The sequence below is a fragment of the Streptomyces sp. G45 genome, assembly GCF_049542095.1.
GTDB lineage: Bacteria > Actinomycetota > Actinomycetes > Streptomycetales > Streptomycetaceae > Streptomyces.
The window spans coordinates 6932871-6944770 of record NZ_JBMUZU010000001.1; the positions used below are offsets into that span (position 1 = coordinate 6932871).

An 11900-nucleotide genomic window follows, 5' to 3' on the forward strand; every position below is an offset into this window, starting at 1 on the left:
GTCCCCTCGGTTGTCGAGGCGCCTTCCGTTTCCTTTGGAAACCGTGTAAGTCGGCGCCTCCTAGGCTGTCCGGCTTCTTCAGAGCGAAACGGGCTCCGGCGTAAGCAGTACCTACGACTTCAATGTCCGTACCGGAGCCCTTTCCCACATGACGAGCAGCACCGAGACCACCGCCACCACCCCGCAGGTTGCGGTCAACGACATCGGTAACGAGGAAGCCTTCCTCGCCGCGATCGACGAGACGATCAAGTACTTCAACGACGGCGACATCGTCGACGGCGTCATCGTGAAGGTCGACCGGGACGAGGTCCTGCTCGACATCGGTTACAAGACCGAAGGCGTCATCCCGAGCCGCGAGCTCTCCATCAAGCACGACGTCGACCCGAACGAGGTCGTCGCCGTCGGTGACGAGATCGAGGCCCTCGTCCTTCAGAAGGAGGACAAGGAAGGCCGCCTGATCCTCTCGAAGAAGCGCGCCCAGTACGAGCGTGCCTGGGGCACCATCGAGAAGATCAAGGAAGAGGACGGCATCGTCACCGGTACCGTCATCGAGGTCGTCAAGGGTGGTCTCATCCTCGACATCGGCCTCCGCGGCTTCCTCCCGGCCTCCCTGGTCGAGATGCGCCGTGTCCGCGACCTTCAGCCCTACGTGGGCAAGGAGCTCGAGGCCAAGATCATCGAGCTGGACAAGAACCGCAACAACGTGGTCCTGTCCCGCCGTGCCTGGCTGGAGCAGACCCAGTCCGAGGTCCGCCAGACGTTCCTCACGACCCTCCAGAAGGGTCAGGTCCGCTCCGGCGTCGTGTCCTCCATCGTCAACTTCGGTGCCTTCGTGGACCTGGGTGGCGTCGACGGTCTGGTGCACGTCTCCGAGCTGTCCTGGAAGCACATCGACCACCCGTCCGAGGTCGTCGAGGTCGGCCAGGAGGTCACGGTCGAGGTCCTGGACGTCGACATGGACCGCGAGCGCGTCTCCCTGTCGCTCAAGGCGACCCAGGAAGACCCGTGGCAGCAGTTCGCCCGCACCCACCAGATCGGCCAGGTCGTGCCCGGCAAGGTCACGAAGCTGGTGCCGTTCGGTGCGTTCGTCCGCGTGGACGAGGGCATCGAGGGTCTGGTCCACATCTCCGAGCTGGCCGAGCGCCACGTGGAGATCCCGGAGCAGGTCGTCCAGGTCAACGACGAGATCTTCGTCAAGGTCATCGACATCGACCTGGAGCGTCGCCGGATCTCGCTGTCCCTGAAGCAGGCCAACGAGTCCTTCGGTGCCGACCCGGCGTCGGTCGAGTTCGACCCGACCCTGTACGGCATGGCCGCGTCCTACGACGACCAGGGCAACTACATCTACCCCGAGGGCTTCGACCCCGAGACCAACGACTGGCTGCCGGGCTACGAGGCCCAGCGCGAGGCCTGGGAGACGCAGTACGCGGAGGCCCAGCAGCGCTTCGAGCAGCACCAGGCGCAGGTCATCAAGTCCCGCGAGGCCGACGCCCAGGCGGCGGCCGAGGGCGGCGACGCCGCCGCCGCGGCCCCGGCCGCCTCGGGTGGCGGTTCGTACTCCTCCGAGGGTGCGGACAACGCCGGTGCGCTGGCCTCGGACGAGGCGCTCGCCGCGCTGCGCGAGAAGCTCGCGGGCGGTCAGAGCTGAGGCTCGCCGCTAGGCGTTAGCACGTGACTGTGGGCCCGCACTCTTCGGAGTGCGGGCCCACAGGCGTGTCCGCCGCGCTGTTCGTCCGCCGCGGGCCGTCGTGGTCCGGGCGCGCCGTTCCCCGCGCCCCCGCGGGACGCTACGGAGTCGCTACGGCGTCACCGGGATGTTCGTCAGGCCCCTGCCGCCCCTGACCGTGTTGCTCGCGTACACCGTCGTCTTGCAGTCGGCGCTCTGGTGGGTGACGTTGATCGCCAGCCGCTTGTCGCCCGTCGCGCCCGTCAGGTCCGACTGGTTGCCGCGGAAGACCGTGCCGCAGCCCCAGCCCGGCTGCTGGGTGTGGGTCTCGAAGCCGTTGTTCGTGGTGTTCTTGCCGGTGTTGCCCTCGATGAGGTAGCCGTTGCCCTTCACGTCGACCCACGAGTCGTCGTAGTTGTTGCCGGTCAGGCCCCGGCCGTCGAAGGTGTTGCCGATGACGCGGCCGCCCCTGGTGCCCTCCTTGAGGTCGATGGCCTCGCCGCCCACGTCCGGGCCGATCGCGTTGTTCAGGATCTGTACGTTGTCACTGCGGTCGGAGAGCGTGTTCGCGGAGCCGACGTAGATGCCCTCGCCCATGCCCCGGCCGTCGTTCCCGGTGTCGTAGATCCGCGCGTTCCTGATCACGCCGTCGCTGCTGGACTTGCGGAAGTGCACGCCCTCCATGTCGAGGCCGTGGACCGTCACGCCGTCCACCACGACCCCGTTCGCGGAGTCGATCATGATGCCCTTCTGGCCGCCGGTGACCGTGATGCCCTTGACGGTCCAGTGGGAGGCGCCGTTCAGATGCAGGCCGTAGCCGCCGCCCGCCTTCAGGACCGCCTTCGGCGAGCCGGTCAGGGTGATGCGGGCGCCCGCGCGGGCGGCGATCGTGGTCTTGAAGTTCCCGGCGTACGTGCCGTCGGCGAGGTGGATCGTGTCGCCGGGGGAGGCGCTGGCGAGGGCCGACTTGAGCTGGGCCGCCGTGGACACCTCGATGGTCGCGGCGGGCGCCACGGCCCGCGCGTGCGCGTGTCCGGCGAGGGAGAGGCCTCCGGTCGCGGTGAGGGCGGCGAGTACGGGGACGAGCAGGGAGCGGGTGCGCATGGGGGGTGCCTTCCCGTCGGGTCCTTCGGTTCGCTCGCGTACGCGGTCCCGCACCCCCTCTTGTGCGTGTATGTGAACTGAGGGCGCGAGTGTGAACCAGGTCGCTTCGAGACGGTAGGGCGGCACCCAGGCCGCGTCAAGGTGTGCGCCGAGACCCCGCAGAGACCCCGCAGAGACCCCGCCGAGGCCGGGCGAGAAGGGCGAACTCGCCCCGGGCTGAGATGAGTTCACGCATACGAACCCGTGGGGCGTGTGTCAGCCCTGCTCCTCGCGCGCCCTCGGCTCCGCGTCGCGCAGGACCTGGTCCGTGCGCTCGGTGCGGGCCTCCGTGCGGTGGCCCCGGGCGATGTAGTCCCGTACGACCAGCTCGACGGCGTCCTGCGGCGAGCCCACCCCGGCCAGGACCATCACCTCCACCACCAGTTCCGCGTCGAGACTGACGCTGACCTTGGCCACGGGTGCCCCCCTCTGCGCGTCGTGCCCGGATCTCCGTACCCGGACTCTAGGCCACCTTCGAGCCGACGTGGTCGCCGTCGGCGGGAATGCCCGCTGTCCAGGGCGTGTTCTGCTCTATGAACACGAGGAGGAGCGGTCACTGTGCTTGATCCGCAGGGTTTGTACACGTGGGAGCCGAAGGGGCTCGCGGTCGTCGACATGGCGCTCGCCCAGGAGTCGGCCGGTCTTGTCATGCTCTACCACTTCGACGGATACATCGACGCGGGCGAAGCGGGCGACCAGATCGTCGAGCGGCTCGTGGACAGCCTTCCCGGGCAGGTCGTGGCCCGGTTCGACCACGACCGGCTGGTGGACTACCGGGCCCGGCGCCCGCTGCTGACCTTCCGCCGCGACCGCTGGACCGCGTACGACGAGCCCGCGCTGGAGGTGCGGCTCCTCCAGGACGCCACCGGAGCGCCCTTCCTGCTGCTCTCCGGGCCCGAGCCGGACATCGAGTGGGAGCGCTTCGCCGCCGCCGTCAAGGAGATCGTCGAGCGGCTCGGCGTGCGGCTCGCGGTGAACTTCCACGGCATCCCGATGGGCGTCCCGCACACCCGCCCCGTCGGCCTGACCCCGCACGGCACCCGCACGGACCTGGTGCCGGGCCACGCCAGCCCCTTCGACGAGGCGCAGGTGCCGGGCAGCGCCGAGGCCCTGGTCGAGTACCGCCTCGCGGAGGCGGGCCACGACGTCCTCGGCGTCGCCGCCCACGTCCCGCACTACGTGGCCCGCTCCTCCTACCCGGACGCGGCCCTGACCGCCCTGGAGGCGATCACCGCCGCCACCGGCCTGGTCCTGCCCGGCGTCGCGCACGCGCTGCGCACGGAGGCGCACCGCACCCAGACCGAGATCGACCGCCAGATCCAGGAGGGCGACGAGGAACTGGTCGCGCTCGTCCAGGGCCTTGAGCACCAGTACGACGCGGCGGCGGGCGCCCAGACGCGCGGCAACATGCTCGCCGAGCCGGTGGACATCCCGTCCGCGGACGAGATCGGCCGGGAGTTCGAGCGGTTCCTCGCGGAGCGCGAGGGCGACGGCTGAGGCGGCCGGTCCCCGGCACGGGTGCGCCGCCCGTGGCCCCGGACATCGCCGATGGCCGGAGATCGCCCGGGGCCCCGGACACGCCGTCCGGGCAGGGCCTAAGCTGCCGGTCATGCTGAGAGTTGGCCTGACCGGCGGCATCGGAGCCGGAAAGAGCGAGGTGTCGCGGCTGCTCGTCGCGTGCGGCGCCGTCCTCATCGACGCCGACCGGATCGCCCGCGAGGTCGTCGAGCCCGGCACGGAGGGCCTCAGGGGCGTCGTCGAGGCGTTCGGACCGGACGTCCTCGCGCCCGACGGGAGCCTCGACCGGCCGAAGCTCGGCTCGATCGTCTTCGCCGACCCCGCCCAGTTGGCCCGGCTGAACGCGATCGTGCACCCGCTGGTGCGCGCGCGCTCCGCCGAACTGGAGCGCGCCGCCGCGCCCGACGCGGTCGTCGTGCACGACGTGCCGCTGCTCACCGAGAACGGCCTCGCGCCGCTGTACGACGTGGTGGTCGTCGTCGACGCCAGCCCCGAGACCCAGCTCGACCGCCTGGTGCGGCTGCGCGGCATGAGCGCCGACGACGCCCGCGCCCGCATGGCCGCCCAGGCGGCCCGCGAGAAGCGCCTGGAGATCGCCGACATCGTGATCGACAACGACGGCCCCCTCGTCGACCTGGAGGAGCGCGTCACAGCCGTGTGGCGGGACCTGAGGGCCCGCGCGGAACAGCGGCCGCCGTCGGCCTGACGACGGCACCCACACGGTCGAAAGGGCGGGACAGGGCGGGAGAGGGGCGGTTCTGTGGTCGTGTTCGCGGCGTTCACCGCTCTGGGCGGACTCGTCGCGCTGCTCGCGGGCGCGTACGGGCTCCGGCAGACCCGGCGCGTCAGCGAGGCGGGCCTGGTGGCTCAGGCGCTGGTCAAGGCCGTGCGGCAGGGGGAGGAGCGGCCCACGCTCCAGTTCGAGACGGCGGACGGGCGGGTCGTCGAGATCGTCTCGCCGGTGCCGCCGAGCCGACGGCGGCCCCTGGCGGCCGGGGCGCGGCTGCGGGTCGCCTACGACCCCGAGGACCCGCGCGAGGTGGTGGTGCTCGGCGGGGAACGGCGGGGCGTCGACTGGGGGTTCGTGATCGCCGGGGCGGGCCTGGTCGTGGCGGGGCTCGCGCTGGGGCTCGCCGCGGGGTGACGGCGGGGTGACGGCGGGGGCCGTCGCGGTGTGGCGGTGGTGCCCGGCGTCATGGGGCGGTGGCGCTCCCGGCGAGGGCACGGCGGCGCCCGCCCTCGGGGTGCTCCCGGCCGGGTGGCGGCGGCGCCCACCCGCGCGGCGGCGGTGGCTCCCGGCCGGGTGGCCGGAATACGGCGCCGGGGCGGGGGCGTTGACGCGGGGGAGCCAGGGAAGGGATTCGGCGTGCCCGACAGCAGCCCGGAGAGTCATGTCATCGACTTCCGCGCGGCGGAGCAGCTGCTCGCCGCGCGGGACCCACGGGGCGCGGTGAAGCTCCTCGACACGGTCATCGCCGCGCACCCGGAGAACACGGCGGCGCGGCTGCTGCGTGCCCGCGCCTTCTTCGCCAGCGCCCAACTGCGCGCCGCCGAGCTTGAGTTCAGCATCGTCCTGGAGCGCGAGCCGGACAACGCGTTCGCGCACTTCGCGCTGGCCCGCACCTATGAGCGCGCCCTGCGGCCGGAGCAGGCCCGGCGCCACTTCCGGCTCGCCGCCGCGCTCGACCCGCAGCCGGAGTACCTGGCGGCGGCGCGGTTCGACCGTGACACCGGGGACGGCAGCGGTGGCGGCAGCGGTGACACCGGTGGCGACAGCGGTGGCGGCAGTGGCGACAGCGGCGGCGCCCAGCGCGCCGACGGCGAGCGCGGCACAGGCGGGGACGCGGCCCCGTAGGGGGACGCGGCCCCGTAGGGGGCAGGGCCCGCGCGGCCCGCGTCAGGCCTGGGGCGGTTCGTACGGCGGCACGTCCCGGCCCGGCTGGTAGTGCGGCCCCTGGCGGATGTGGCGCACGACGAGCGCCATGTCGACGGTGATCACCAGCCACAGGACCCCGCACGCCACGGCCCAGCCGGTGCGGCCCGCGAGCGCGAAGGCGACCGTGCCCGCGGTGGCCCAGACCAGGCCCCATACGCTGAACCAGAAGCGCATGCGCAGCGGGCTCCGCGCGGTGACCGGTTCGCTGCCTGTGCGCATGGAACGTCATCTCCTCCTTCCAGGGTCCACCCGGCACGGGCGGAGCGGAAGGGGCGATCGAGAGGTAGGTGGGACTGTGCTGGACGTGCTGCGGGCCGCGGCGGAGAGTGACGAGGGGCTCGCCGCGTGGCTGAAGGACCTGGACGACGCGGGGGAGCCCGAGGCCGAGGCCGTGCTGCCGTCCGCGGACGCGCTGCCCGAGGTCCTGCTCGACCTGGCGGTGCCGCACGAGGACGTCAACGAGCTGGTCGCGCTGCGCGCCCGGGTCTTGGAGCACGACGACACCCGCTGGCTGCTGGACCGCTGCCTCGACGCGCTGGTGCGGGACATGGGCGAGCCGGGGCGGCAGCCGCGCATGCCGGTCCTGCCGGAGGAGCTGGGCGAGCTGGGCAGCTGCTTCCCCGTGTTCGTCTTCGTGGCCGCGCTGCCGCATGTGCGGGCCTACCACCGCCGCCACGGCATACCCGACGACACGGCCCGCCGCACCCTCGCCGACCTGGGGCGGCACCTGGCCGTGTACCGCAGGGGCCACGACAGCAGGGGCGTGCCGGTGCCCAGCTGGAACGCGCTGCACTTCCGCGGCGAGCTGTACCAGCTGGGGCGGCTCCAGTTCCAGCGGGCCCGGCTCGGCAAGCGCATGGGCGCGGCGGTCGCGGACGCGGGCCTCGGCCTCGGCCCCGACGACCTGTGCCTGAGCGTGCACATACCGGACTTCCGGGGGCCGCTGTCGCCCGAGGCGTGCGCGGAGTCGGTGGACCTCGCGCGGGAGTTCTTCCCGCGGCACTTCCCCGACGAGCGCTACGAGGTGGCCATCTGCCACTCGTGGCTGCTCGACCCGCAGCTGCGGCGCTACCTCCCGGCGGACTCCAACATCGTGCGCTTCCAGGACCGCTTCCGGCTCGCCGAGACGTACGGCGACGAGCAGCCGGACGACACCGTGCCGGTGGGCTTCGTCTTCGGGGACCGCGATCTGCCGGTGGCCGAACTGCCGCGCCGCACACGCCTTGAGCGGGCCGTGGGCGACCACTTGCGCGCGGGCGGCCACTGGTACGCCGGGCACGGCTGGTTCCCGCTGTAGAACGGCGCGACGGCGGGAACGGGGTGGCGGGGCGGTTCGTTGAAGCGGCATGGGAACGACGATGCGTGAGGGATACGAGGGCACGGGGCCCGGCGCGATCACGCCGGACGGCTGCGCGGTGGGCCTGTACGAGCGGCTTCCCGCCGGTGACGAGCCCGACGTCATAGCCGCCGCGGTGCCCGCGGGGGCGCACATTCTCGAACTGGGCTGCGGCGCGGGCCGCGTCACCCGCCCGCTGCTGCGGCGCGGCTTCCGGGTCACGGCCGTGGACGAGTCCCAGGAGATGCTGGACAAGACGCGGGAGCTGGTCGCGCGGGACGGCCTCGACGCCGACGCCCTGCGCACGGTGCGCGGCGCCATCGAGACGCTGGACCTCGGCGAGCGGTTCGACGTGGTGCTGCTCGGCTCGTTCCTGGTGCACGCCGGTGACGTGTCCGTGCGCGACGGCATGCTGCGGGTGTGCCGTCAGCACGTGGCGGAGGACGGCGTGGTGCTGTTCCAGCGCGAGGGCGAGGACTACCACGACGACCTGCCCCGCGAGCGGGTCGACCCCGCCGGATTCGTCGTCCGGATCGTGTCGGCGGAGCCGGTGGGAGACGGCGTGAACCGCGTCTACGCGGAGTATGAGTTCCCCGACGCGACCTGGACCCAGACGTTCCTGGCACGGCCGCTGAGCAAGGAGCAGTTCGAGGAGGCGCTCTCTGGCGCGGGCCTGCGCGTGGACCGCTACCTCACGGAGGACCGCGTCTGGGTGCGGGCCGTGCCATCGGCCTGACGGCACGGGGCCTCCTTCCCGCCCCGCCCCTGCGCCGACGGGGCGGGCCCGCGGCCGAAGCCCGCCCGGGCGCGGAGCCGCGAGGGGGTCAGCGCGGGTTCCCCCTGAGCCGTTCCAGCTCGCGGCGGTCCCGCTTGGTGGGACGCCCGGCGCCGCGGTCGCGGATGCCCGCGGGGGCCACCGCCTCGCGCGGGGGCGGCGGCGGGCTGTGGTCGACGTAGCACTCGACGGCCACGGGCGCGCCCACGCGCTTGCGGATGACCCGCTTGACGATCACCACGCGCTCGCGGCCCCCGGCCTGCCGCAGCCGCACCTCGTCGCCCGGCTTCACCCCGTACGCGGGCTTCACGCGCTCGCCGTTGACGCGCACATGTCCGCCCTTGCACGCCGCCGCGCCCATCGAGCGGCTCTTCACCAGGCGCACCGACCAGATCCAGCTGTCGACGCGGACGGTCCCGCCGGTCGCGTCCCCCGTGTTCGCTGACGTCTCCGAAGCCATGTGCCGACCTTAGTGCGGCATCGGGGCGGGCACCCAGGGCCCCCGGCGAGCCGTCCGGAACCCGCCAGCCTTCGCCCTCGATAATGCGGGCTGAAATTCAGCATTCACGGCAAAGACGGCATATTCCCGCATCAGAGGTGCTGCCCATGACGCCCGAAGAGCTCGCCACCACGGTCGACGGCCTGATGGACGGCCTGCGCGCCGACCTCGAACGGCTCGCCGCGATCCCCTCGATCGCCTTCCCCGGATTCCCGAGCGGCCCGGTGGAGGAGGCCCACGACCTGGTCGCCGCCCTGCTGCGGGACGCGGGCGTGCCCACCGTCGAGCGCCTCGACCTGCCCGACACCGCCCCCGCCGTGTACGGGGAGATCCCGCCGCCCGCCCCGGACGCGCCCACCGTGCTGCTGTACGGGCACTACGACGTGCAGCCGCCCGGCGACGAGACGCTGTGGCGCTCCCCGCCCTTCGAGCCGACACCTGTCGAAGGGGGCCTGCGCGCCCGGGGCATCGCCGACGACAAGTCCAACGTCATCGCGCACCTCGGCATGCTGCGCGCGTACGGGGGCCGCCCGCCCGTCGGCGTCAAGATCGTCATCGAGGGGCAGGAGGAGTACGGCAGCGCCTTCGACACCTACCCGCCCACCGACCCCGAGCGCTTCGCCTGCGACGCCATGGTCATCGCCGACCTCGGCAACCTCCGCCCCGGCACGCCCACCCTCACCACCGGCCTGCGCGGCGCCGCCGAGGTCGTCGTCGAGGTCCGCACCCTGGACGAGCCGCGGCACAGCGGAGAGTTCGGCGGCGCCGCGCCCGACGCGCTGCTCGTGCTGCTCAAGGCGCTCGCCACCCTGCACGACGTGCACGGGGACGTCGCCGTCGAGGGCCTGCGCCGCGAGCCCTGGCAGGGGACGTCGTACACCGAGGAGGAGTTCCGCGACCTCGCGGGCGTGCGCGACGGGGTGCCGCTCATCGGCAGCGGGGGCCTGGGCGAGCGGCTGTGGAGCGGGCCCGCGGTCACCGTGATCGGCCTGGACGCGCCGGGCGTCGAGCACGCGGCCTCGGCCGTGGTGCCATACGCCCGCGCCAAGCTGAACCTGCGCTTCCACCCCCGGCAGGACCCCGTCGAGGCACGGGACCTGCTCGTCGGCCACCTGCGGTCCCTGCGGCCCTTCGGCATCCCGCTGACCGTCACGCCGGGCGACACCGGCCCCGGCTACGAGGCGGTGACCGGCGGCCCCGCCTACCGCGCCGCGCTCGCCGCGCTCAAGGAGGCCTGGGGCAAGGACGCCGCGTACGTGGCGACGGGCGGCTCGATCCCGCTGGTCAACGGGCTCGCCACGGCCGCGCCCGAAGCGGAGGTACTGCTCTTCGGCGCCCAGGACAGCATGTGCAACCTGCACGCCCCGAACGAGCGCGTGCTGCTCTCGGAGCTGCGGAACACCGTGCTCGCCCTGGGGGCGTTCGTGCGCGAGTACGCCGCCGACTTCGACGGCCGGAGCCGGGCGTGAGCGCCACCACCGGGCCGGGGACCGAGGAGCCCGCGCCCAAGCGCACGTTCGCCTTCCCCAGCGCGCTGACCGTCCTCGTCATCGTGACGGTCGCGGTGTGGCTGCTGGCGTTCCTGATCCCGTCCGGCGCCTACGTGCGGAACGCCGACGGAGCGCCCGTACAGGGCAGCTACCACCGCGTGCCGGACGAGCAGTCCTTCGCGGACCGGCTGAACGACCTGTTCCTGGCGCCCGTCAACGGCCTGTACGGCGTCCAGGACGCCAAGTCGGGGCAGGTCGGCCCGGACCTCGCCGGGGAGCTGTACGGCAGCGCGGGCGTCTTCCTCTTCGTGCTCGCCATCGGCGCGTTCATCACCGTCGTCTTCGCCACCGGCGCCCTCGACCGGGGCATCGGCCGCCTCGCCCACCGGCTCCGGGAGCGGGGCGCGCTGCTCATCGCGGGCGTCATGGTGGTCTTCTCCGTCCTCGGGACGGTGGAGGGCTTCGCGGAGGAGACGCTCGGCTTCTACGGCCTGATCGTGCCGCTGATGCTGGCGCTCGGGTACGACCGGATGACGGCCGTCGGCGCGATCATCCTCGGCGCGGGCGTCGGCGTGCTGTGCTCGACCGTCAACCCATTCGCGACCGGAGTGGCCTCCTCGGCGGCGGACATCTCGCTGGGCGACGGGATCGTGCTCCGGTTCGCGATGTGGCTGGTGCTCACCGCCGTGACCATCGCGTACGTCATCCGGTACGCCCGCCGCGTACGGAAGGACCCCGGCCGCTCCCTGAGCGGCTTCCTGCCCGGCGACCGGGAGGGGACGGCCGCCGACGCGGCGGAGCCGCCCGAGCTGACCCGGCTGCACCAGGTGATCCTGGTGGTGGTCGCCCTGGTCTTCGCCTTCATGATCTTCTCGGTGGTGCCGTGGTCCAGTGCCCTGACGGGCGACGCGGACGCCACGCCGTACGGATTCGAACTGGGCTGGTCCTTCCCGCAGTTGGCGGCCCTGTTCCTGTGCGCGGCGGTGCTCGTCGGCCTGGTGGCACGGATGGGGGAGCAGAAGCTGAGCGCGACCGTGATCCAGGGCGCGGCCGACTTCATCTCGCCCGCCCTGGTGATCGTCCTCGCCCGCGGCGTCACCGTGATCATGAACAACTCGCAGATCACGGACACCGTGCTGCACTCCATCGAGGGCGTGGTCAAGGGCACCTCGTCGGCCCTGTTCGCGGTGATCGTGTTCCTCGTAAACCTGCCGCTCGCCTTCCTCATCCCCTCCACGTCCGGCCACGCCACGCTCGCGATGCCGATCCTCGCGCCGCTCGCGGACTTCGCCGGTGTCTCGCGGTCCGTGGTCGTCACGGCGTGGGCCGCGGCGAGCGGCTGGATGAACCTGTGGGTGCCGACGACGGCCGTGACGATCGGCGGGGTGGCGCTCGCCAAGGTGGGCTACGACAGGTATCTGCGGTTCGTGTGGCCGCTGCTGGTGGTCCTGGCCGTGCTGATCTGCGGGTTTGTGGCCGCCGGGGCGGCGCTCACCTGACGGCCCGCGCCGTAAATGCGCGCGACGCCGACCGGCGG

At 72.8% G+C, this 11900-nt stretch carries 12 protein-coding genes and 1 pseudogene; 9 read left to right on the plus strand and 4 right to left on the minus strand.

The window, feature by feature from the left end; all coding sequences use genetic code 11:
* Window positions 1–148: 148 nt before the first annotated feature.
* The gene (gene rpsA, locus ACOBQU_RS29290) at window positions 149–1648 is read left to right on the plus strand and encodes a 30S ribosomal protein S1 (RefSeq protein WP_423631086.1); all 1500 of its coding nucleotides are present in this window, start codon (window positions 149–151) and stop codon (window positions 1646–1648) included.
* 150 nt (window positions 1649–1798) lie between these two features.
* On the opposite strand, the gene ACOBQU_RS29295 is transcribed toward rpsA, so the two are convergent.
* Window positions 1799–2770: a right-handed parallel beta-helix repeat-containing protein gene (locus tag ACOBQU_RS29295; protein WP_423631088.1), complete on the minus strand. Its 972-nt coding sequence runs from the start codon at window positions 2768–2770 to the stop codon at window positions 1799–1801.
* A gap of 255 nt (window positions 2771–3025) precedes the next feature.
* Complete coding sequence (locus ACOBQU_RS29300) at window positions 3026–3226, minus strand: DUF2191 domain-containing protein (RefSeq protein WP_423631090.1); 201 nt, start codon at window positions 3224–3226, stop codon at window positions 3026–3028.
* A 141-nt stretch (window positions 3227–3367) separates the two neighbouring features.
* Here ACOBQU_RS29300 and ACOBQU_RS29305 point away from each other — a divergent pair, with 141 nt between their 5' ends.
* From ACOBQU_RS29305 to ACOBQU_RS29320, 4 genes and pseudogenes are all read left to right on the plus strand, one after another.
* Window positions 3368–4306, plus strand: coding sequence for a PAC2 family protein (locus ACOBQU_RS29305; protein WP_423631092.1), 939 nt, complete (start codon window positions 3368–3370; stop codon window positions 4304–4306).
* 112 nt (window positions 4307–4418) lie between these two features.
* Entirely contained in the window at window positions 4419–5033 is a 615-nt protein-coding gene (gene coaE, locus ACOBQU_RS29310) for a dephospho-CoA kinase (protein WP_423631094.1), read from the plus strand.
* 54 nt (window positions 5034–5087) lie between these two features.
* A complete protein-coding gene (locus ACOBQU_RS29315) occupies window positions 5088–5471 on the plus strand; it encodes a hypothetical protein (RefSeq protein WP_423631096.1) in 384 nt (127 codons plus the stop codon).
* A 222-nt stretch (window positions 5472–5693) separates the two neighbouring features.
* Window positions 5694–6053: pseudogene (locus tag ACOBQU_RS29320) on the plus strand (tetratricopeptide repeat protein); the annotation flags it as partial.
* 171 nt (window positions 6054–6224) lie between these two features.
* On the opposite strand, the gene ACOBQU_RS29325 reads toward ACOBQU_RS29320, so the two are convergent.
* Window positions 6225–6482, minus strand: coding sequence for a DUF6343 family protein (locus ACOBQU_RS29325; RefSeq protein ID WP_423631098.1), 258 nt, complete (start codon window positions 6480–6482; stop codon window positions 6225–6227).
* Between the two features lie 172 nt (window positions 6483–6654).
* On the opposite strand from ACOBQU_RS29325, the gene ACOBQU_RS29330 reads away from it, so the two are divergent.
* Together ACOBQU_RS29330 and ACOBQU_RS29335 are read left to right on the plus strand one after the other, a co-directional pair.
* Entirely contained in the window at window positions 6655–7560 is a 906-nt protein-coding gene (locus ACOBQU_RS29330) for an acyltransferase domain-containing protein (RefSeq protein WP_423634788.1), read from the plus strand.
* Between the two features lie 61 nt (window positions 7561–7621).
* Window positions 7622–8335, plus strand: a complete 714-nt coding sequence (locus tag ACOBQU_RS29335) for a class I SAM-dependent methyltransferase (protein ID WP_423631100.1) — start codon at window positions 7622–7624, stop codon at window positions 8333–8335.
* An 88-nt stretch (window positions 8336–8423) separates the two neighbouring features.
* Here ACOBQU_RS29335 and ACOBQU_RS29340 read toward each other — a convergent pair whose 3' ends face one another.
* The gene (locus ACOBQU_RS29340; protein WP_423631101.1) at window positions 8424–8834 is read right to left on the minus strand and encodes an RNA-binding S4 domain-containing protein; all 411 of its coding nucleotides are present in this window, start codon (window positions 8832–8834) and stop codon (window positions 8424–8426) included.
* A gap of 146 nt (window positions 8835–8980) precedes the next feature.
* Here ACOBQU_RS29340 and ACOBQU_RS29345 point away from each other — a divergent pair, with 146 nt between their 5' ends.
* Together ACOBQU_RS29345 and ACOBQU_RS29350 are read left to right on the plus strand one after the other, a co-directional pair.
* Window positions 8981–10342, plus strand: a complete 1362-nt coding sequence (locus ACOBQU_RS29345; protein ID WP_423631103.1) for a M20/M25/M40 family metallo-hydrolase — start codon at window positions 8981–8983, stop codon at window positions 10340–10342.
* Entirely contained in the window at window positions 10339–11862 is a 1524-nt protein-coding gene (locus ACOBQU_RS29350) for a YfcC family protein (protein ID WP_423631105.1), read from the plus strand. The genes ACOBQU_RS29345 and ACOBQU_RS29350 overlap by 4 nt, the downstream gene beginning before the upstream one ends.
* Window positions 11863–11900: the final 38 nt, after the last annotated feature.

What these genes read in the sequence shown, in the direction of transcription:
- ACOBQU_RS29335 (WP_423631100.1), top strand. Translation starts at nt 7,622, where the DNA reads ATGCGTGAGGGATACGAGGGCACGGGGCCCGGCGCGATCACGCCGGAC.
- coaE (WP_423631094.1), top strand. Translation starts at nt 4,419, where the DNA reads ATGCTGAGAGTTGGCCTGACCGGCGGCATCGGAGCCGGAAAGAGCGAG.
- ACOBQU_RS29340 (WP_423631101.1), bottom strand. Translation starts at nt 8,834, where the DNA reads ATGGCTTCGGAGACGTCAGCGAACACGGGGGACGCGACCGGCGGGACC.
- ACOBQU_RS29295 (WP_423631088.1), bottom strand. Translation starts at nt 2,770, where the DNA reads ATGCGCACCCGCTCCCTGCTCGTCCCCGTACTCGCCGCCCTCACCGCG.
- ACOBQU_RS29325 (WP_423631098.1), bottom strand. Translation starts at nt 6,482, where the DNA reads ATGCGCACAGGCAGCGAACCGGTCACCGCGCGGAGCCCGCTGCGCATG.
- ACOBQU_RS29345 (WP_423631103.1), top strand. Translation starts at nt 8,981, where the DNA reads ATGACGCCCGAAGAGCTCGCCACCACGGTCGACGGCCTGATGGACGGC.
- rpsA (WP_423631086.1), top strand. Translation starts at nt 149, where the DNA reads ATGACGAGCAGCACCGAGACCACCGCCACCACCCCGCAGGTTGCGGTC.